The organism is Schumannella sp. 10F1B-5-1, assembly GCF_006517535.1.
Classification (GTDB): domain Bacteria; phylum Actinomycetota; class Actinomycetes; order Actinomycetales; family Microbacteriaceae; genus Schumannella.
In genome coordinates this window covers 122,839-141,756 of the sequence record NZ_VHQH01000034.1, presented here as the reverse complement: position 1 = coordinate 141,756, position 18,918 = coordinate 122,839, and the positions used below count along the sequence as shown (strand labels likewise).

Genomic DNA, 18,918 nt, shown 5'->3' with positions numbered 1-18,918 from the left:
GCGGGGGCGGGCGAGCGGACGCGCCCGCACGGGAAAGGGCCCGGCAGCCGCAGCTGCCGGGCCCTTCGCGCAGGGGCGCGGTGCTTACTTCACGTCGGCGTCGACCCAGTCCATCGACTTGGTGACGGCCTTCTTCCAGAGGCGCAGCTGGCGGGCGCGCTCGTCGGCGTCGAGGTTCGGCTCCCAGCGCTTGTCCTCCTGCCAGTTGGCGGCGAGGTCGTCGAGGCCCGACCAGAAGCCGACCGCGAGGCCGGCCGCGTAGGCGGCGCCGAGGGCGGTGGTCTCCGCGACGACCGGACGCACGACCGGCACGCCCAGGATGTCCGCCTGGAACTGCATGAGCGTGTCGTTGGCGGTCATGCCGCCGTCGACCTTGAGCTCGGTCAGCTCGACACCCGAGTCGGCGTTGACGGCCTCGATCACCTCGGCGGTCTGGAAGGCGGTCGACTCGAGCGCGGCGCGCGCGATGTGGCCCTTGTTGACGTAGCGGGTCAGGCCCACGAGGGCGCCCCGCGCATCCGGACGCCAGTAGGGCGCGAACAGACCCGAGAACGCGGGCACGATGTAGGCGCCGCCGTTGTCGTCGACCGACTTCGCCAGCTCCTCAACCTCGGGGGCCGAGGAGATGATGCCGAGGTTGTCGCGCAGCCACTGGATGAGCGAGCCCGTCACGGCGATCGATCCCTCGAGCGCGTAGTGGGTGGGCTGGTCGCCGAGCTTGTAGCCGACGGTCGTCAGCAGTCCGTTCTTGGAGTGCACGATCTCGGTGTCGGTGTTGAAGATCAGGAAGTTGCCGGTGCCGTAGGTGTTCTTGCTCTCACCGGCGGCGAAGGCGGCCTGACCGAAGGTGGCGGCCTGCTGGTCGCCGAGGATGCCGGAGATCGGCACCTCGCGCAGCAGGTTCGACGACTCGACGGTGCCGTAGACCTCGGACGACGACTTGATCTCGGGCAGCATCGACTTCGGCACGCCGAAGTCGGCGAGGATGTCGTCGCGCCACGAGAGCGTCTCGAGGTCCATGAACAGGGTGCGCGAGGCGTTGGTGACGTCGGTGACGTGCACGCCGCCGTCGGTGCCGCCGGTCAGGTTCCAGAGAACCCAGCAGTCGGTCGTGCCGAACAGCAGGTCGCCGGCCTCGGCCTTGGCGCGGGCGCCGTCGACGTTGTCGAGGATCCACTTGATCTTGGTGCCCGAGAAGTAGGTCGCGAGCGGCAGGCCGACGATGGACTTGTAGCGCTCGACGTCGCCCTGGGCGAGCTCGTCGACGATCGACTGGGTGCGGGTGTCCTGCCAGACGATGGCGTTGTAGACCGGCTGGCCGGTGGTCTTGTCCCAGACGACGGCGGTCTCGCGCTGGTTGGTGATGCCGACGGCGGCGATGTCGTGGCGGGTCAGGTCGGCCTTCGAGAGGGCCTGGCCGATGACCTCGCGGACGTTGTCCCAGATCTCGACCGGGTTGTGCTCGACCCATCCCGCCTTCGGGAAGATCTGCTCGTGCTCCTTCTGACCGGTGGAGACGATGCTCCCCTTCTTGTCGAAGATGATGGCACGCGACGAGGTCGTGCCCTGATCGATCGCGATGACGTAATCAGCCATGTGCTGAAGACTCCTTTGTCGGATTTTGTGCGGGTGAAGCGGGGTGAGCGGGCATCCGCTGACGGGGTCCGGCCGGGATGGCCGACCGGACCCCGTCAGCCGATCAGGTGGTGCGGTGTGAGGGCTGTGCGCCGCGGGGGAATCAGCCGAGCGCGCTCGGCCGGGGTTCAGCCGAGGGTGAGCAGCGGCGCGGCGATCGCGGCGATCGCACCACCGATCAGCGGGCCGACGACCGGAACCCAGGAGTAGCCCCAGTCGCTCGAGCCCTTGCCCTTGATGGGGAGGATCGCGTGGGCGATGCGGGGTCCGAGGTCACGGGCCGGGTTGATGGCGTAGCCGGTGGGGCCACCGAGCGAGGCGCCGATGCCGACCACCAGCAGGGCGACGGCCAGGGCGCTCAGGGCACCGAGGTTGACGCCCTCGCCGAGCTTGCCGGCGCCGAAGCCGAGGATGACGAACACGAGCACGAAGGTCGCGATGATCTCGGTGACCAGGTTCCATCCGGCGCTGCGGATGCCGGGGCCCGTCGAGAAGACGCCGAGCTTGTTGGCGGGCTCGGGCTCCTCGTCGAAGTGCTGCTTGTAGGCGAGCCAGACGAGCACGGCGCCGATGATGGCTCCGAGCAGCTGGGCGAGGATCGCGACGAAGAACTGACCGATCGTGATCGCGCCGGTGATGAGCAGACCGATCGAGACGGCCGGGTTCAGCTGAGCGCCCGAGTACTGCGAGACGATGACGCCGGCGAAGACCGCGAGGCCCCAGCCGAAGTTCACCAGGAGGAATCCGCCGGCGTTGCCCTTGGTCTTGGTGAGGGCGACGTTCGCGACGACACCACAACCGAGGAGCAGCAGCATCGCGGTGCCGACCAGCTCCGAGACGAAATACAGTCCGAGATTGATGTCCACGTTGACCTTTCTTGGGCTCCGCCGGCGAAGCGTCCAGAGCTTCGATACACCGGGATGCCGTCTGTGATTTCAGGGGAAAGCTAACGACTGCGCGCGATCACCGGCAAGTGAAACGCGTGCACATCCGTCCATTTCTCCCGTTGTTCAAGCCCCCGTGGTGGTGACCACTCCCAGCTCGACGCCGTGGGCGTCGCGCAGCAGGGCGACGACGGCCTCGATTTCGGCCGTGCGACGGGCGTCGTCCCAGCCCAGCTCGGCCGCGGCGATGGTCGCGATCTCGTCGAGCAGTTCGCGGCTGAGCCCGCCGACGAAGGCGAGCGAGGTGCGGCGCAGCAGCAGGTCGTCGAGGTGCACGACCTGCTCGGCGCGCACGAGGTGCGCGATCTCGCCCACGCTGTATGCACGATCGTTCACCAGCGGCTGGTCATCCGTTCCGGCCGCGGCGGCGCCGGCGGCGGTGACCGCGGCGATCGTCTCGACGGCGCGGGTGCCGTAGCGTTCGAGCAGCTGCTCGACGCGCTCGGCCGGGAGGCCGGCGGCGTTGGCGCTCACCCAGGCGCGACGCGCGGCGTCGTCGGCGGGCCAGTCCTTGCCGCCGCCGATCGCGAGCCCCGCGGTCGACACGGTGCGCTCGACGCCGAGACGCTGCAGCACCTCGTTCGTCAGGTGCTCGGCGAGGGCGCGGAAGGTCGTCCACTTGCCGCCGACGAGGCTCAGCGTCGGCGTTCCGCCGAGCGTGCCCTCCTCGATGCGGTAGTCGCGCGACACGAAGCCGGGCGCGGTGTCGTCGTGACGCGGCAGCGGGCGGATGCCCGAGAAGCGGTAGACGATCTGCGAGCGGTCGACGGCGATCGTCGGGAAGACGTGCTTGACGAGGTCGAAGAAGTAGTCGACCTCCTCCTCGGTGCAGACGACCGGCTGCGAGGGGTCGGCGTCGATGTCGGTCGTGCCGACCATGACGCGGCCCTTCAGCGGGTAGATCAGCACGATGCGGCCGTCGGAGTGCTCGAAGAAGATCTCGCGGCCCTTGGTCGCGGCGACGAGCTCGGGGTTGTCGAGCACGATGTGCGAGCCCTTGGTTCCGCCCATGAACGTCGTGGGGGTGCCGAGGGCGGCGTTCGTCAGGTCGGTCCAGGGGCCCGAGGTGTTGACCACGATGTCGGCGGTGATGTCGAAGGTCTCGCCGGTCAGCGCATCCTTCACCGTGACCGCGCCACCCGCGGCGCCGACGGCCTCGAGGTGGTTGACCGCACGGGCGCGGTCGCCGCCGGCGACGACGCCGTCGTGCAGCACGTCGAGGGCGATGCGCTCCGGGTCGTGCATCGAGGCGTCGTAGTAGGTGGCCGTGTACTTGAGGCCGGGGTTCATCTTCGGCAGGTCGGCGAGCGCCTTCCTGCGACCGAGGAAGCGGTGACGGGGAACGCTGCCGCCGTCGCGCGAGAAGGTGTCGTAGATCGTGAGGCCGACCTTGATGAGCGCGGCGCCGCGCTCCTTCGGCTTGCCCTGCTTGTGCGTGACGAAGCGCAGCGGGGCCGACAGGATGCCGCTGAACGTCGAGAAGATCGGCACAGTCGTCTGCAGCGGCTTGACGTAGTGCGGCGCGATTCGGATGAGCCCGTTGCGCTCGACGACCGACTCGTTGACGAGGCGGAACTCGCCGTTCTCGAGGTAGCGGATGCCGCCGTGCACCATGTGCGACGAGGCCGAGGACGCACCCGAGACGAAGTCGCCGCGCTCGACGAGCACGACATCCACGCCCTGCAGAGCGAGATCGCGGAAGGTCGCGATGCCGTTGATGCCGCCGCCGATGACGAGCACTCGGGCGGTCGGGCGGGCGCGCAGCGCCGCCAGGTCGGAGCGGTTGGGGGACGTCGGCGTCGACGGGCTCACGTGGATCTGCCTTCCTCGGGGAGTTTCTCGGTACAGTCATACCGGCGACGCACGATCTTGCAAGCCGTTTGAACGAACGTGCAGAGGAACGGATGATGACGATCCAGAGCGAAGCGCGCAGCACCGCCCCCGACTCGATCAAGTCGCGGGAGGCCCTGCGGGCGGCCCAGCTCTACTACCTGCAGGACCTGACGATGGATGCCATCGCCCGGGAGCTGCACACCTCGCGGTCCTCGGTGTCGCGGCTGCTCAGCTTCGCCCGCGAGACCGGGCTCGTGGAGATCAGCATCCACTCGCCCCTCGATCTGTCGACCCGCACGCAGCACGAGATCCGCACCCGTCACGGGGTCACCGCGCACGTCGTGCCGGTTCCCGATCGCATCAGCGAGGTCGACCGGCTCGAGCGCGTGGCCATCTCGGCCGCACGCATTCTCAGCGGCCTGGTCGACTCGAACATGACGATCGGCATCGCCTGGGGCTCGACGCTCAGCGCGATGGGACGCCACCTGCTGAGCAAGAAGACGCACAACGTGCACCTGGTGCAGCTCAACGGCGCCGCCAACACCCGCACCTCGGGCATCCCCTACGCGGGCGAGATCCTCAGCCGCTTCGGCGCCGCGTTCGGGGCCGAGCCGCACCAGTTCCCGGTGCCGGCGCTGTTCGACGACCCCGCGACGAAGCAGGCGCTCTTCCGCGAGCGCAGCATCCGCCGCGTGCTCGAGCTGCAGCGACGCACCGACCTGGCCGTGTTCGGCCTGGGCTCGCCGCAGGCGGTCGTGCCGAGCCACGTCTACGCGGGCGACTACTTCGACGCCGACGACCACGAGATCCTGCGCACCGAGGGCGTCGTCGGCGACGTCGCGACCGTGTTCTACCGCGCTGACGGCTCCGACGACGGAATCGCCCTCAACGCCCGCTCCTCGGGCCCGAGCCTGGATGAGATGCGCGCGATCCCCCGCCGGCTCTGCGTCGTCAGCGGCCTCTCGAAGCTCGAGAGCCTGCGCGGCGCCCTCGAGGCCGGCATCATGACCGACCTCGTGGTCGACGAGGACACCGCGCGGCACCTGGTCGACGCGTAGGCGCGGACCACGCGGGCCAGATCGCCGCTGCACGCGGCAGCTCGCCCCGCCGCGCGCTCGTGCGACCGCGTGTGACGCCCGGGAATACGACTGACGGATGCCCGTTGTAGTCTGCAGACAGAAGCAATGTGCTCCGGGGTCGGTGAAAATCCGAGCCGGCGGTCATAGTCCGCGAACCTCATCCAGGTGAGGCCGAGCTGGTGGAATTCCAGCGCCGACGGTGAAAGTCCGGATGGGAGGAGCGCAGGGCGTCCGCATTCGTGGACGCCGCGCGGCGAACGCCGTCATCCCCGGAACCCGTGCTCGACACGAGCAGGAAGATCCGGATGACTGAGACGCAGGCGCGCGACGCGAGCCCCGCGGCCGACGGCGCGATCGAGCGGGCCATGCGCCGCGCTCTCGCGCTGGCCGCGCAGGGTCCGGTCACCGGCGGCAACCCGCAGGTGGGATGCGTGCTGCTCGACGCCGACGGCCGCGTCGTCGCCGAGGGCTGGCATCACGGCGCAGGCACCCCGCACGCGGAGATCGACGCGCTCGCGAAGCTCGCCGCCGCACAGGGGACCGAAGGAGCGACGGCGGCCGTCGCCCGCGGCCTGACCGCCGTCGTCACCCTCGAACCCTGCAACCACACCGGCCGCACCGGCCCCTGCAGCGAGGCGCTCATCGCCGCCGGCGTCGCCCGCGTCGTCTATGCGGTCTCCGATCCCGGAGAGACCTCCTCGGGCGGGGCGACCCGCTTGCGCGAGGCCGACGTCGAGGTCGAGGGCGGCGTGCTCGCCGCCGAGGCCGAGGCCTTCCTGCGCCGCTGGCTCACGGCCGTGCGCCGAGGCCGCCCGTGGGTGACCGTGAAGTGGGCGTCGACGCTCGACGGCCGTGCGGCCGCCGCCGACGGCACGAGCCAGTGGATCACCGGCGCCGCCGCACGCCAGCGCGTGCACGAGCAGCGCGCCGCGAGCGACGCGATCCTCGTCGGCACCGGCACCGTGCTGGCCGACGACCCCTCGCTGACCGCGCGGGGCGACGCGGGCGAGCTGCTCGCCGCGCAGCCGCTGCCCGTCGTCGTCGGCGCGACGCCGGTTCCCGCGGATGCGGTGCTGCGCCGGCATCCGCGCGGCCTGGTCGAGACCGCGACCCGCGACCTGGATGCGGTGCTCGCCGACCTGCACGAGCGCGGCGTGCGCCGCGCCTACGTCGAGGGCGGCCCGACGCTCGCGAGCGCGATCGTCGCCGCGGGCCTCGCCGACGAGTACCTGATCTATCTGGCGCCCGCCCTGCTGGGCGGCGACCGGCTCGCGCTGGGCGACCTCGGCATCCGCACGATCGCCGACGCGCGCCGCCTGCGCATCACCGCCGTCGAGCAGCTCGGCGACGACCTGCTCGTGACGGCCGAGCCCGCCGCCCCGAGCGGCACGAGCACGACCCGCACCACCCGCACCACCGAGGAGAGCTGATGTTCACCGGAATCATCGAAGAGCGCGGCGAGATCCTCGCCTGGGAGCCGCAGGGCGACGCCGCCCGCATCACCGTGCGCGCGCCCCTCGCCGCGTCCGACGCGCACCACGGCGATTCGATCTCGGTCAGCGGCGTGTGCCTCACGGTCGTCGACCAGGGCGCCGACTGGTTCACGGCCGACGTCATGGGCGTCTCGATCGCGATGAGCACCCTCGGCGGCCGCACGGCCGGCGACGAGGTCAACCTCGAGCGCGCGATGGCCGCGGGCGCCCGCCTCGGCGGCCACATCGTGCAGGGCCACATCGACGGAACCGCACGTCTGCTCACGCTCGAGCAGGCCGACGGCTGGCGCGTGCTGCGCTTCAGCCTCGATGCGGAGCATGCGCCGCTCGTGGCCCGCAAGGGCTCGATCGCGGTCGACGGCGTCTCGCTCACCGTCAGCGGCGTCGGCGACGACTGGTTCGAGGTCTCGCTCATCCCCGAGACCCTCGCCGCGACGACGCTCGGCGCGCTCCAGGCCGGCGACGCCGTGAACATCGAGACCGACATCCTGGCCCGGCACATCCTGCGTCTGGCCGACCTGGGCCGCCTGCCCGAGCCCGTGGCGGATGCCGCGGCAGCGAAGAACACCGAACAGGAAGGGGAGGTGCGCGCATGAGCCTGGCGAGCATCCCCGAGGCGCTCGAGGCGCTGCGACAGGGCAAGCCGGTCATCGTCGCCGACGACGAGGGCCGCGAGAACGAGGGCGACGTCGTGCTGGCGGCGCAGACCGCGAGCCAGGAGTGGGTGGCGTGGACGGTCAAGCACAGCTCGGGCTTCATCTGCGCCCCGATGACGAACGAGATCGCCGACCGGCTCGACCTGCCGCCGATGGTCGCTCACAACGAGGACCCGCGCGGCACGGCCTACACGGTCAGCGTGGATGCGGCGAACCGCCTGAGCACCGGCATCAGCGCCAGCGACCGCGCCAACACGCTGCGCGTGCTCGCCGACCCGGCGTCGACGCCCGCGTCGCTGTCGCGTCCCGGCCACATCCTGCCCCTGCGCGCCGTGGACGGCGGTGTGCGCGAGCGCGACGGCCACACCGAGGCCGCGGTCGACCTGATGAAGCTGGCCGGGCTGATCCCGGTCGGCGCGATCAGCGAGATCGTCGCCGACAACGGCGAGATGGAGCGCCTGCCCGGCCTCATCGCCCTCGGCGAGCGGGAGGGCATCCCGGTCATCACGATCGAGGAGCTCATCCGCTTCATGGAGGCCAACCGCTGCGAGACAGACCCCGAGCCGGTCGTCGACGTGAGCGAGTGGCAGCGCGTGACCTTCGAGGTCGAGACGACCGTGCCGACCGAGCACGGCACCTTCCGGGTGCGCGCCTACCGCGACCGCTCGACCGGCGCCGACCACGTCGCCTGGATCTCCGACGGCCCCGCGGGCGTCGCCCCGGTCGACGGCACCCTCGTGCGCGTGCACAGCGAGTGCCTGACCGGCGAGGCCTTCGGCTCGCTCAAGTGCGAATGCGGACCCCAGCTGGATGCGGCGCTCGAGACGATCCGCGATCAGGGCGGCGTCGTGATCTACCTGCGCGGCCACGAGGGCCGCGGCATCGGCCTCATCAACAAGCTGCGCGCCTACCGCCTGCAGGAGGAGGGCTTCGACACCCTCGACGCCAACCTGCGCCTGGGCCTGCCCGCCGACGCGCGCGACTACGGCGCCGCGACCGCGATCCTCGACGATCTCGGCATCGAGCGGGTGCGCCTGCTCAGCAACAACCCCGAGAAGGCGCGACAGCTGCGCGAGCGGGGCATCCAGGTGGATGAGCTGGTTCCGCTGGTCGTCGGCGTCGGCGAGTTCAACGAGGGCTACCTCGACGCCAAGCGCGACCGCATGGGTCACGCGCTGCCCGCGCACGACGCGCTCGACGAGGCCCGCCGCAGCGCGGTCGGCCGCTCGGGCGCCTCGCCCATCCCGCCGGCTGCGGCCGGCACGTCGGTTCCGGCCGGCACGACTTCGAACACCCCGGCTTCGGCCACGACGGAAAGGACCGCACGATGAGCGGCGAAGGACAGCCCACTCTCGACACCGACGGCACCGGCCTCAAGGTCACGATCGTCTCCGGACTCTGGCATCACCGCATCGCCGAGGGCCTGCTCGCCGGCGCGCGCCGCGTGCTCGAGGCCTCGGGCGCGACCATCACCGAGGTGCAGGTTCCCGGCAGCTTCGAGCTGCCCGTCGCCTCGAAGGCGGCGCTCGAGGCGGGCGCGGATGCCGTGGTCGCCCTCGGCGTGATCGTGCGCGGCGGCACCCCGCACTTCGAGTACGTGAGCGCGGCGGCCACCGACGGCCTGACCCGCGTCGCCCTCGACACCGGCAAGCCGGTCGGCTTCGGCGTGCTCACGCTCGAGGACGAGCAGCAGGGCCTCGACCGCGCCGGGTTCCCGGAGTCGAAGGAGGACAAGGGCGCCGAGGCCGCCGAGGCCGCCCTCGCCACGGCGATCGTGCTGCGCCGCATCGCGGGCCACGCGCCCACGAGCATCCCGGCCTGATCGGGTTCCGGGCGGCCCGCCGCCGCTGAGTCGCGGGCCCACCCCGGCCCGCTGTCGCTCTCAGGATCGCCGGGCGATCCTGGTCTCGCCGCGCGATATCGTGCGGCGCCGCCAGGATCGCGCGGCGATCCTTTTCGCACCGACGGGCGACAGCCGTCGCGCAGTGGTGCGAACACGGTTCTGAACAGGCGTATCCTTCTCGTCGGCACGCCACAAGCGTCCGACCCTCACCACCCTTCGCGCCCCGCCGTCGAGCGAGCGCCGCCGCCGGACCCCCGCGGCGCGCCGGCTCCGGCCCCGTGGCGCCGCTCACCCTCCCTGGAGTCCCGCATGTCCGCGTCGTCCACGACGCCCACGGCCGCCCCCGGCGGCCCCGCCCCGGCCAACAAGCGCTCGCGCGTCGTCTTCGCCAGCCTCATCGGCACCTCGATCGAGTTCTACGACTTCTACGCCTACGCGACCGCCGCCGTGCTCGTCTTCCCCGCACTGTTCTTCCCGAACCAGGACGACACGACCGCACTGCTGGCGTCGTTCGCCTCCTTCGGCGCCGCCTTCATCGGCCGCCCGCTCGGCTCGATCCTGTTCGGCCATTTCGGCGACCGCATCGGCCGCAAGACGACGCTGATCGCCGCGCTGCTCACGATGGGCATCGCGACCTTCCTCATCGGCTGCCTCCCCGGCGCGTCGACGCCCGGCTGGGCGATCGCCGCGCCCGCGCTGCTGACCGTGTTCCGCTTCGCCCAGGGCATCGGCCTCGGCGGCGAGTGGAGCGGCGCCGCGCTGCTCGCGACCGAGAACGCTCCCGAGGGCAAGCGCGCGATCTACGGCACCTTCCCGCAGCTGGGCGCCCCGATCGGCTTCATCATCTCGAACGGCCTGTTCCTCACCCTGAGCCTGACGATGTCGGCCGAGACCTTCGCCGCCTGGGGCTGGCGCATCCCGTTCCTGGCGAGCGCGCTGCTCGTGATCGTCGGCCTCTACGTGCGCTTCCGTCTCGTCGAGGCCCCCGCGTTCACGAAGGTCATCGAGCAGAACGCGGTCGCGCGCGTGCCGCTCGGCCGGGTCTTCCGCACCAGCTGGCGTCAGCTCATCCTGGGTACCTTCATCATGCTGGCGACCTACGTGCTCTTCTACCTGATGACCACGTTCACGCTCACCTACGGCACGACGCCCGCGACGGCCGAGGCCGGCAAGGCGGCGGCGGATGCGGCGGGCAAGGCCTTCAACGCCGCCACCTTCGTCGAGGGCCTGGGCTACACCCGCCCGCAGTTCCTCGTGATGCTGATCATCGGCGTCGTGTTCTTCGGCGTCTTCACGCTCGTCGCCGGTCCGCTCGCCGAGCGCTTCGGACGCCGCAACATGCTCTCCGCCGTCACCGCGGGCATCTTCGTCTTCGGGTTCCTGTTCGTGCCGCTGGCCGACGGCGGACTCGTGGGCGTCATGTTCTGGCTCATCATCGGCTTCTCGCTCATGGGCCTCACCTTCGGCCCGATGGGCGCCCAGCTGCCCGAGCTGTTCCCGACGAACGTGCGCTACACGGGCTCGGGCATCAGCTACAACGTGTCGAGCATCATCGGCGCGGCCGTGGCGCCGTTCATCGCGGTCTGGCTGTGGAACTCGGCCGGCGGCAGCGTCATCCTCGTCGGCATCTACCTCAGCGTCGCCGCCGTGCTCACCTTCATCGCCCTGCGTCTCTCGAAGGAGACCAAGCACAGCGACTTCGCGACCATCGTCGAGTGATCGCCGCCGGGTGAGGGGATGCGCGCCGACCCGTGCGCCGCGCATCCACTCGCCCGTCGATCAGCCCCGGAGCCCGGTGCCGCCCAGCGCGGCGCCGGGCTTCTGTGCACACTGGGGTCATGGCCGATGTCGTGATCGAGAACCAGACGGATGCGTCGCGCTACGCCCTCAGCGTCGACGGCGAGCTGGTGAGCGTGCTCGACTACCGCGTGCTGGATGCGCAGATCTCGTTCCCGCACACCTTCACCAAGCCGCACCGCCGCGGGCAGGGCTGGGCCGAGAAGCTCGTCGAGTTCGCGATCGATGACGTGGAGCAGAACTCCGCGCGCCGGGTCGTGCCGATGTGCTGGTACGTGGCCGAGTGGTTCGACGCGCATCCCGAGCGGGCGGGCCTGCTGACCCGCTGAATCAGTCAGCGAAGCCTTCCGGCATGGCCCGGTGCATGAATCGGTCGAAGTGCGGAACGGTGAACGCGGCGTAGCCGTGCTGCGGCGTGTACAGGAGCCCCATGTTGATGAGCTCGGCGCGCGTCGGTCCGAGCTGGGTCGACCTGCGGCCCATGAGTTCGGCGACATCGGAGGCTTTCTGCGGCTCGGGCCCGAGCTCGGCCATCGCGCGGAGGTAGCGCCGCTGGAGCGCGGTCGCACGGTCGAGGCGCACGCGGAAGAAGGATGAGTCGAGCTTGGACTCGTAGACCTCCGAAGCGGACGCGATGTCGACCGCTTCGATCGGGCTGATCGCGGCAGCCGACCATGCGGCATAGCCCAGCTCCTGGATGAAGTACGGATACCCGCCCGTCAGCTCGAAAGCCGCACGAAGCGCTTCGGGACTGAAAGAGACCTGCTCCTCTGATGCCGGGGACGCCAGAGCCGCATCGGCGTCGCCCCGATCGAGGGAGCCGATCTCGGGGAACTTGAAGAGGCGCTCCGCGTAGGACTTGGCGTCGCCGGCGAGCTCCGGAATCTGCGGCAGTCCGGCTCCTACCAACGTCACCGGCAGTCGGCGCTGCACCACCTTGTGGATGGCCCCGATCACCGCTTCGAACTGCGCGCTCGAGAGGAACTGGATCTCGTCGATCAGCATCACCAGTCCGCGACCTGCTTCCGCTGCCGCTTCCCCGACAGCGACGAGCAGATCGACGAGATCGAGTCCGAGGTCGGCGTGATCGCCGTAGCCCTCGGCGATCTCCAGGTCGATGCCCGCGGTCAGCGACCCGGCGGGGTCGACGGAGACGCTGAACGATCGGAGGATCGCTGCTGCTCGCTTGGCTCGCTCGGACCACCGACTGCGCGGGGAGAGCTCGAGAAGGGCAGTGCGGACGCGGTAGCCCAGGACCCGCCGGAACTCCGCCTCGTCGTGCTTGCTCACCTCGAGCTCGAGAACGACCCAGTTCTCGGCGAGAGAGATCTCTCGGAACTTGCCGAGAAGCACTGTCTTGCCGACGCCGCGGAGGCCGGTGATCATCATGGACTGCTCGGTTCGCCCCCTCTGCAGTCGCCCGAGAAGCAGGCTGAAAGAAGCGATCTGATCTTCGCGTCCGACGATGACCGGCGGCTCCGCTCCGGCGTTCGGCGTGTACGGGTTGGTCAGCTGATCCACGCGATGATCTTACCGAGATTATCCATGTTTATCCGGATCGGATAAATCAGGAAAAAGACGGTAATCAGTCGAGGAACAGCGCCCGCAGCCGTCGCGTCGTGAAGATCATGCCGACGGCGATCATGACCGCGTAGTAGAGCACGTGCACCAGCAGCATCGGCCCGATCGCGCCGGTCGTCAGGCTGCGGATCAGCTCGACCCCGTGCCACAGCGGCATCGCCTGGATGAACCACTGGATCGGCTCGGGGTAGACGCTGAGCGGGTAGAAGGTGGCCGACAGCAGGAACATCGGCAGCATCGCGAACTGGATCCAGTCCATGTGCTGGAACGTCTTCATGTAGCTCGTGACCGCCATCCCGAGGCTCGCGAAGCCGAAGGCGATGAGCAGCAGCGCCGGCAGGGCGAGCACGGCCGTCCACGACAGGTTCAGCCCGAGCGCCGTCATCACGACCAGGAAGATCGTGCCGTAGACCCCGCCGCGCAGCAGCGCGAGCAGGATCTCGCCCAGCGCGATGTCGAGCGGGCCGAGACTCGTGGCGAGCATGCCCTGATAGAGCTTGCCGAAGTGCATCTTGAAGAAGACGTTCCACGTCGAGTCGTAGACGGCGCCGTTCATGGCCGACACGGCCAGCAGCGCGGGCGCAATGAACGCAGCGTAGGTGATGGGGTTGCCCTGCGGGTCGGTGACGCCGGTGATGTAGCTGCCGAGCCCGACGCCGAGCGAGAGCAGGTAGAACACCGGCTCGACGACGCCCGTGAGCACGACGATCCAGTTGGTGCTGCGGGTCGCGACCAGACCGCGCACGACGACCGAGCGCGCGTTGCCGGCGTAGAGCGAGCGCACCCCGCGCGCCGCCGGTCGGCGGGTGGATGCGCGCCCGCTCGCTGTGGTCGTGCCCGTGTCGGCGCTCACTTGTCCAGCCTCCGCTTCACGATGCGCTGGCACAGCATCCACCCGCCGGCGGCGAGCGCCAGCAGGTAGACGACGTGCACGAGGGTGAGCCAGAACGGCTCGGTCGGTCCGTAGGCGAACTGCCGGCCCAGCTCGCTCGCGTGCCAGAGCGGCGAGGCCCAGCCGAGCGGCTGCAGGAACCACGGCAGCTGCGCGAGCGGGAACACCGTTCCGCTGAACAGCGTCAGCGGCAGGATCACGACGCGCTGCAGCACCGCGAACTGCCCCTTGTCTTCCCGGATCGTCGCGCTGTAGGCGGCGATGAAGGTCCAGGCGAAGCCGGCCAGCAGGCCGACCGGGATGAGCAGGATGCCGAGCGGCGACGGCATCGCCCCGAACAGCAGGATGACGACGTAGTAGATCGACACCGTGATGACCATGCGCACGGCGATGAAGAGGAAGTGGCCGGTGACGATCTGCGCTCCGGTGAGCGGCGAGGCGTTCATCCCGATCCAGGTCGGGTTCCACTTCAGGCCGAGCAGCACGCCGAAGGTGAACTCCTCGGTCGCGACGAGCGTCGCCGCCGTGACCAGCAGCGCGGGCGCGACGAACTCGAGGTAGCTGACCTCGCCGTTCGCGCCGCCCGGGCCGACGTTGCCGGTGATGAGCGTCGCGAGGCCGACGCCGAAGGCGAAGAGGTAGAGCAGCGGGGTGCCGATCGCGGTCGCGATCATCGTCCAGCGGAACTTGCTCATCGTGCGCAGCTGGTGCTCGGCCACGAAGATCGGGCCGAGCGCGCGGCTGCGGCGCGCGGCGTCGGTCAGCTCGGCAGGCGTCGGGGCGCTGCGGGCGGCGGGCGCGGCGCTCGGGGTGCTGCTCGGTGTCGTGCTCATTCGATCAGCGACCTTCCCGTCAGCCGCAGGAAGACATCCTCGAGGCTCGATCGCCGCACGAGCGAGGTGATCGGCTCGAGTCCGCTGTCGACGACCGCGGCCAGCGCGTGCTCGCCGTTGTCGGCGTAGACCAACACCCGGTCGGGCAGCTCCTCGATGCGGTCGCCGCCGAGCCCGGCGATCGCGCCGATGCGTCGCGCCGCCTCGGCGTTGCGGTCGGAGCCGAAGCGCACCTCGAGCACCTCGCGCGTCGAGTGCTCGCGGATCAGCGCCGCGGGACTGCCCTCGGCCATGATCTCGCCCTTGTCGACCACGACGAGGCGGTCGCAGAGCTGCTCGGCCTCATCCATGTAGTGCGTCGTGAGCACGAGCGTCGTGCCCTGCTCCTTGAGGCGGAACAGGCGGTCCCAGAGGATGTGCCGGGCCTGCGGGTCGAGCCCGGTGGTCGGCTCGTCGAGCAGCAGGATGCGCGGGTCGTTGATCAGCGCGCGGGCGATCGTGAGGCGGCGCTTCATGCCGCCGGAGAGGTCGTCGACCTTGGCCTTCGCCTTGTCCTCGAGCTGGGCGAAGGCGAGCAGCTCGTCGGCGCGCTGCGCGATCGTGCGACGCGGCAGCCCGAAGTAGCGGCCGTAGACGAGCAGATTCTCGCGCGCCTGCAGCTCCATGTCGAGGTTGTCCTGCTGGGGCACCACGCCGAGCTGGGCGCGGATCTCGGGCCCGCTCGCATCCGGGTCGAGGCCCAGGATGCTCAGCTCGCCGTCGCTGCGCGTCGACACCGCCCCGACCATGCGCATGGTCGTCGACTTGCCGGCGCCGTTGGGGCCGAGCAACCCGAAGGACTCGCCGGGCGCGACGTCGAAGTCGATGCCGCCGACCGCGACGGTGTCGCCGTAGACCTTGCGCAGACCGGCGGCGTGGATGACGGGATCGCTCACCTGCTCAACACTAGGCACGACCGCCGACATTGTGAACGCCGTTCACATGCGTGTCACGGGGCGAGCGGTCGGTCATGGCCAGCGCGACGCGGCGCGGCGGCGTCACGTGTTGCGGATGCACGACATCGCCGAGCCCTGTGACGGCTCGAGGGCGCGCTCCATCCGCAACGCGAGACGGCGGGCCACGGATGCGCTCGGTGCGGACGCGGACGACCTTGCGAGCGCAGCGTCACCCGTTTCGGATGCACGACACCGCCGAGCCCCGTGACGGCTCGAGGGCACGCTCCATCCGCAACGCGAGACAGCGGGGCGCCGCCAGCTCGCGGACCGGCCCCGCTCAGACCTCGAAGTAGAGGTGCGTGTGCAGCGCGCATCCCGGATTGAAGCCGGCGCCGCAGCGCGGGCACGACGACGACGCCCCCAGGTACTCGGCGATCGTCAACTCGGCGCGGCACTCGCCGCACAGCACGGCGCGTTCGTCGCGCGCACCCCGCGGCCAGACCGTCGCCGCGTGATCGGCTGTCTCGGCATGGCAGGCGTGGCAGGGGTAGTACTCGCCGCAGCAGGCGAAGCGGATCGCGATCACGTCGAGCTCGCTGCGGTAGTGGATGCACCGGGTCGCGTCGTCCACGACCGGGCCGAGCACGCGGGGTCCCGTGGTCGTCATGCGGCCATGGTGTCACGCGCGGCTCGCAGGGGGCGCGCGGGCGGGATGTGCGACGCTGTGCGGTGGACCGCGCCCGGCGCCGGCCCCGCCGAACCGCTGACATCCTCGTGTCTCTGGAGAGAACCGTGAGCTCCCCCGCACCCCGCCCCGCGACCCCCGCCGCTGCCGCGAGCACCGCATCCCCGTCGCCGACGCCGCCGGCCCGCCGCAGCCGCAACCCCTTCGCCCGCGCGTCGAGGGACGACGGCCCGCGCGCCTCGTTCCGCGACCTGCTCCCCTACCTGGCCGAGCACCGCGGCGTGCTGATCGTCGTGATCGTGCTCAGCCTGCTCGGCGCCGCCGCCTCGCTGGCCCAGCCGGCGCTCGTGAGCCAGGTGATCGGCCGCGTCGAGGCCGGCCATTCGCTCGGCCCGCTGACCTGGCTGCTCATCGCGCTCGTCGTCGTCAGCGCCCTGCTCTCGGGAGCCCAGCACTACCTGCTGCAGCGCACCGGCACGAGCGTCGTGCGCTCCGCCCGCCGACAGCTGGTGCGGCGCATCCTGCACCTGCCGATCACCGAGTTCGACCTGCGCCGCACAGGCGACCTGGTGTCGCGCGTCGGCAGCGACACGACCCTGCTCTACGCCGTCATGACGCAGGGCCTGGTGGATGCGGTGGGCGGCGCCGTCGTCTTCATCGGCGCGATCATCGGCATGGCCGTGATCGACCCGGTGCTGCTCTCACTGACCGTGCTCGTCGTCGCGATCTCGATCGTCGCGGTTGTGCTGCTCAGCTCGCGGGTGCGGGTGGCGAGCCGCGAGCAGCAGGAGCGCGTCGGCGACCTGGCCGCCTCGGTGGAGCGCGCCGTCAGCGCGATCCGCACCGTGCGCGCCGCGGGGGCGACCGAGCGCGAGAGCGACGAGATCGTGAAGGACGCGGATGCCGCCTACGGCGCCGGCCTGCGCGTCGCGCGCGTCTCGGCGCTGATCGTGCCGATCGCCGGCATCGCCATGCAGGCGTCGTTCCTGGTCGTGCTCGGCGTCGGCGGCTTCCGAGTCGCGAGCGGGGCGATCACGATCGCGAGCCTGGTCGCGTTCATCCTGTTCCTCTTCCTCATGATCATGCCGCTCGGCACCGCCTTCGGCGCGATCACCTCGGTCAACCAGGCGCTCGGCGCCCTCGGACGCATCCGCGAGGTCGTGGCCATCCCGAGCGAGAGCGAGGGGGATGCCGCCACGTCGGCTCGCGCATCCAGCCTCTCGGTCGCGCCCGTCGTCACCGGCGAGACGACCGCGCTCGTGGTCGACGAGCGGGTGAACGCGGCGATCCGCTTCGACGACGTCGTGTTCCGCTACCCCGAGGCGGCGCACCGCACCGAGCGCGAGAAGGCGATCGCGGCGGCGGTCGGGTCGCTCGCCGACGGAGGCGGGCGCGCCCAGCCGCGCGACCGCACCGTGCTCAAGGGCGTCTCGTTCGCGGTGCCGAAGGGCCAGCGCACCGCGCTGGTCGGCCCCTCGGGTGCCGGCAAGAGCACGATCCTGTCGCTCATCGAGCGCTTCTACGACGCCGACGAGGGCCGCGTGCTGTTCGGCGAGCGGGATGTGCGCACGCTCGACCGGGGTGAGCTGCGATCGCAGCTGGGTTACGTCGAGCAGGATGCGCCGGTGCTGGCCGGCACGCTGCGCCAGAACCTGACGCTCGCCGCCCCCGACGCGAGCGACGAGGCCTGCGTCGCCGTGCTGCGCGAGGTCAATCTCGGCGCGGTGCTGGAGCGCAACGAGCTCGGCCTGGACGCGCCGGTCGGCGAAGACGGCGTCATGCTGAGCGGGGGCGAGCGCCAGCGGCTCGCGATCGCGCGCGCCCTGCTCGCGGCGCCGCCGGTGCTGCTGCTGGATGAGGCCACCGCATCCCTCGACGGCGTCAACGAGCAGCTGCTGCGCGAGGCGATCGACCGCGTCGCCGCCGACCGCACCCTGCTCGTGATCGCGCACCGCCTGTCGACCGTGGTCGACAGCGACCGCATCATCGTGCTCGACGGCGGACGCGTCGCGGGCGTCGGCACGCACGACGAGCTGCTCGAGTCGACGCCGCTCTACCGCGAGCTCGCGCGACACCAGCTGCTGGCCTGAGGGGGTCGCGACTAGACCAGCACCGCGCCCGACTCGGCCAGCTCAGCCAGGGCGGCGTTCGACGACTCGGCCGCCACCCCGGCGACGAGCGAGGTCAGGATGCGCACCCGCAGTCCGGCGCGCAGGGCGTCGAGCGCACTCGCCCGCACGCAGTAGTCCGTGGCGATGCCCACCACGTCCAGCTGGTCGACGTCGCGCGCGGCGAGCGCCTCGGCGAGTCCGACGACGGTGCCGTCGCCATCACCCGCGCCGCTGCCGCCGTCGATCGTGCCCTCGAACGCCGAGTAGGCGGGAACGCCCTGCCCCTTCTTCACGTGCAGGTCGATCAGCGAGGCGTCGAGCGCCGGGTGGTACTCGGCTCCGGTCGTGCCGCCGACGCAGTGCACCGGCCAGGTCTGCACGTAGTCGGGCTCCGCGCCGGTGGCGAAATGGCCGCCGTTGTCGTCGTCGCCGTGGTGCCAGTCGCGCGACGCCGCGACGACCGTGTAGCGGTCGGGGTCGTCCTGCAGCAGGCGCGTCACGCCCTCGGCGACGGCCGCGCCGCCGCGCACCCCGAGCGCACCGCCCTCGGTGAAGTCGTTCTGCACATCCACGATCAGCAGTGCTCGGGTCATCGGGACCT

The 18,918-nt window shown here is 70.9% G+C and carries 17 protein-coding genes and 1 riboswitch; of the genes, 8 read left to right on the top strand and 9 right to left on the bottom strand.

Annotated elements, in window-relative coordinates:
• Positions 1 to 84: 84 nt before the first annotated feature.
• The 3 genes from glpK to FJ658_RS04780 form a co-directional block, all read right to left on the bottom strand.
• Complete coding sequence (gene glpK / locus FJ658_RS04790; protein WP_141144229.1) at positions 85 to 1,596, bottom strand: glycerol kinase GlpK; 1,512 nt, start codon at positions 1,594 to 1,596, stop codon at positions 85 to 87.
• Between the two features lie 167 nt (positions 1,597 to 1,763).
• Entirely contained in the window at positions 1,764 to 2,495 is a 732-nt protein-coding gene (locus FJ658_RS04785) for an MIP/aquaporin family protein (protein WP_141144385.1), read from the bottom strand.
• A gap of 150 nt (positions 2,496 to 2,645) precedes the next feature.
• Entirely contained in the window at positions 2,646 to 4,391 is a 1,746-nt protein-coding gene (locus FJ658_RS04780) for a glycerol-3-phosphate dehydrogenase/oxidase (protein WP_141144228.1), read from the bottom strand.
• Between the two features lie 95 nt (positions 4,392 to 4,486).
• Between FJ658_RS04780 and FJ658_RS04775 the strand changes: the two genes are divergently transcribed.
• From FJ658_RS04775 to FJ658_RS04745, 7 genes are all read left to right on the top strand, one after another.
• Positions 4,487 to 5,470, top strand: coding sequence for a sugar-binding transcriptional regulator (locus tag FJ658_RS04775; RefSeq protein WP_141144227.1), 984 nt, complete (start codon positions 4,487 to 4,489; stop codon positions 5,468 to 5,470).
• 125 nt (positions 5,471 to 5,595) lie between these two features.
• Positions 5,596 to 5,718, top strand: a riboswitch (FMN riboswitch).
• Between the two features lie 78 nt (positions 5,719 to 5,796).
• Complete coding sequence (gene ribD / locus FJ658_RS04770; protein WP_255447562.1) at positions 5,797 to 6,921, top strand: bifunctional diaminohydroxyphosphoribosylaminopyrimidine deaminase/5-amino-6-(5-phosphoribosylamino)uracil reductase RibD; 1,125 nt, start codon at positions 5,797 to 5,799, stop codon at positions 6,919 to 6,921.
• Entirely contained in the window at positions 6,921 to 7,580 is a 660-nt protein-coding gene (locus FJ658_RS04765) for a riboflavin synthase (protein WP_141144226.1), read from the top strand. Before ribD ends, FJ658_RS04765 begins: the two co-directional genes overlap by 1 nt.
• Positions 7,577 to 8,971 (top strand): 3,4-dihydroxy-2-butanone-4-phosphate synthase, encoded by a 1,395-nt coding sequence (gene ribB, locus FJ658_RS04760; RefSeq protein WP_141144225.1) that lies wholly within the window; start codon positions 7,577 to 7,579, stop codon positions 8,969 to 8,971. Before FJ658_RS04765 ends, ribB begins: the two co-directional genes overlap by 4 nt.
• Positions 8,968 to 9,462, top strand: a complete 495-nt coding sequence (ribH, locus tag FJ658_RS04755) for a 6,7-dimethyl-8-ribityllumazine synthase (RefSeq protein WP_141144224.1) — start codon at positions 8,968 to 8,970, stop codon at positions 9,460 to 9,462. Before ribB ends, ribH begins: the two co-directional genes overlap by 4 nt.
• Before the next feature lie 330 nt (positions 9,463 to 9,792).
• Positions 9,793 to 11,202: an MFS transporter gene (locus FJ658_RS04750; protein ID WP_141144223.1), complete on the top strand. Its 1,410-nt coding sequence runs from the start codon at positions 9,793 to 9,795 to the stop codon at positions 11,200 to 11,202.
• A gap of 119 nt (positions 11,203 to 11,321) precedes the next feature.
• Entirely contained in the window at positions 11,322 to 11,609 is a 288-nt protein-coding gene (locus FJ658_RS04745; protein WP_141144222.1) for a GNAT family N-acetyltransferase, read from the top strand.
• 1 nt (position 11,610) lies between these two features.
• Here FJ658_RS04745 and FJ658_RS04740 read toward each other — a convergent pair whose 3' ends face one another.
• The 5 genes from FJ658_RS04740 to FJ658_RS04720 form a co-directional block, all read right to left on the bottom strand.
• Positions 11,611 to 12,801, bottom strand: a complete 1,191-nt coding sequence (locus FJ658_RS04740; protein ID WP_141144221.1) for an ATP-binding protein — start codon at positions 12,799 to 12,801, stop codon at positions 11,611 to 11,613.
• A gap of 64 nt (positions 12,802 to 12,865) precedes the next feature.
• The gene (locus tag FJ658_RS04735; RefSeq protein WP_255447579.1) at positions 12,866 to 13,645 is read right to left on the bottom strand and encodes an ABC transporter permease; all 780 of its coding nucleotides are present in this window, start codon (positions 13,643 to 13,645) and stop codon (positions 12,866 to 12,868) included.
• Between the two features lie 65 nt (positions 13,646 to 13,710).
• Entirely contained in the window at positions 13,711 to 14,586 is an 876-nt protein-coding gene (locus tag FJ658_RS04730; RefSeq protein ID WP_141144219.1) for an ABC transporter permease, read from the bottom strand.
• Complete coding sequence (locus tag FJ658_RS04725; RefSeq protein WP_255447561.1) at positions 14,583 to 15,521, bottom strand: ABC transporter ATP-binding protein; 939 nt, start codon at positions 15,519 to 15,521, stop codon at positions 14,583 to 14,585. Before FJ658_RS04725 ends, FJ658_RS04730 begins: the two co-directional genes overlap by 4 nt.
• Before the next feature lie 337 nt (positions 15,522 to 15,858).
• Entirely contained in the window at positions 15,859 to 16,188 is a 330-nt protein-coding gene (locus FJ658_RS04720; RefSeq protein WP_141144217.1) for a CHY zinc finger protein, read from the bottom strand.
• A gap of 125 nt (positions 16,189 to 16,313) precedes the next feature.
• On the opposite strand from FJ658_RS04720, the gene FJ658_RS04715 reads away from it, so the two are divergent.
• Complete coding sequence (locus FJ658_RS04715; RefSeq protein ID WP_141144216.1) at positions 16,314 to 18,296, top strand: ABC transporter ATP-binding protein; 1,983 nt, start codon at positions 16,314 to 16,316, stop codon at positions 18,294 to 18,296.
• Between the two features lie 11 nt (positions 18,297 to 18,307).
• Here the strand turns inward: FJ658_RS04715 and FJ658_RS04710 are convergent, their stop codons facing one another.
• Entirely contained in the window at positions 18,308 to 18,910 is a 603-nt protein-coding gene (locus FJ658_RS04710; protein ID WP_141144215.1) for an isochorismatase family protein, read from the bottom strand.
• Between the last annotated feature and the right edge of the window lie 8 nt (positions 18,911 to 18,918).

What these genes read in the sequence shown, in the direction of transcription:
- FJ658_RS04710 (WP_141144215.1), bottom strand. Translation starts at nt 18,910, where the DNA reads ATGACCCGAGCACTGCTGATCGTGGATGTGCAGAACGACTTCACCGAG.
- ribH (WP_141144224.1), top strand. Translation starts at nt 8,968, where the DNA reads ATGAGCGGCGAAGGACAGCCCACTCTCGACACCGACGGCACCGGCCTC.
- FJ658_RS04765 (WP_141144226.1), top strand. Translation starts at nt 6,921, where the DNA reads ATGTTCACCGGAATCATCGAAGAGCGCGGCGAGATCCTCGCCTGGGAG.
- FJ658_RS04720 (WP_141144217.1), bottom strand. Translation starts at nt 16,188, where the DNA reads ATGACGACCACGGGACCCCGCGTGCTCGGCCCGGTCGTGGACGACGCG.
- ribB (WP_141144225.1), top strand. Translation starts at nt 7,577, where the DNA reads ATGAGCCTGGCGAGCATCCCCGAGGCGCTCGAGGCGCTGCGACAGGGC.
- FJ658_RS04750 (WP_141144223.1), top strand. Translation starts at nt 9,793, where the DNA reads ATGTCCGCGTCGTCCACGACGCCCACGGCCGCCCCCGGCGGCCCCGCC.
- FJ658_RS04730 (WP_141144219.1), bottom strand. Translation starts at nt 14,586, where the DNA reads ATGAGCACGACACCGAGCAGCACCCCGAGCGCCGCGCCCGCCGCCCGC.
- glpK (WP_141144229.1), bottom strand. Translation starts at nt 1,596, where the DNA reads ATGGCTGATTACGTCATCGCGATCGATCAGGGCACGACCTCGTCGCGT.
- FJ658_RS04775 (WP_141144227.1), top strand. Translation starts at nt 4,487, where the DNA reads ATGACGATCCAGAGCGAAGCGCGCAGCACCGCCCCCGACTCGATCAAG.
- ribD (WP_255447562.1), top strand. Translation starts at nt 5,797, where the DNA reads ATGACTGAGACGCAGGCGCGCGACGCGAGCCCCGCGGCCGACGGCGCG.
- FJ658_RS04745 (WP_141144222.1), top strand. Translation starts at nt 11,322, where the DNA reads ATGGCCGATGTCGTGATCGAGAACCAGACGGATGCGTCGCGCTACGCC.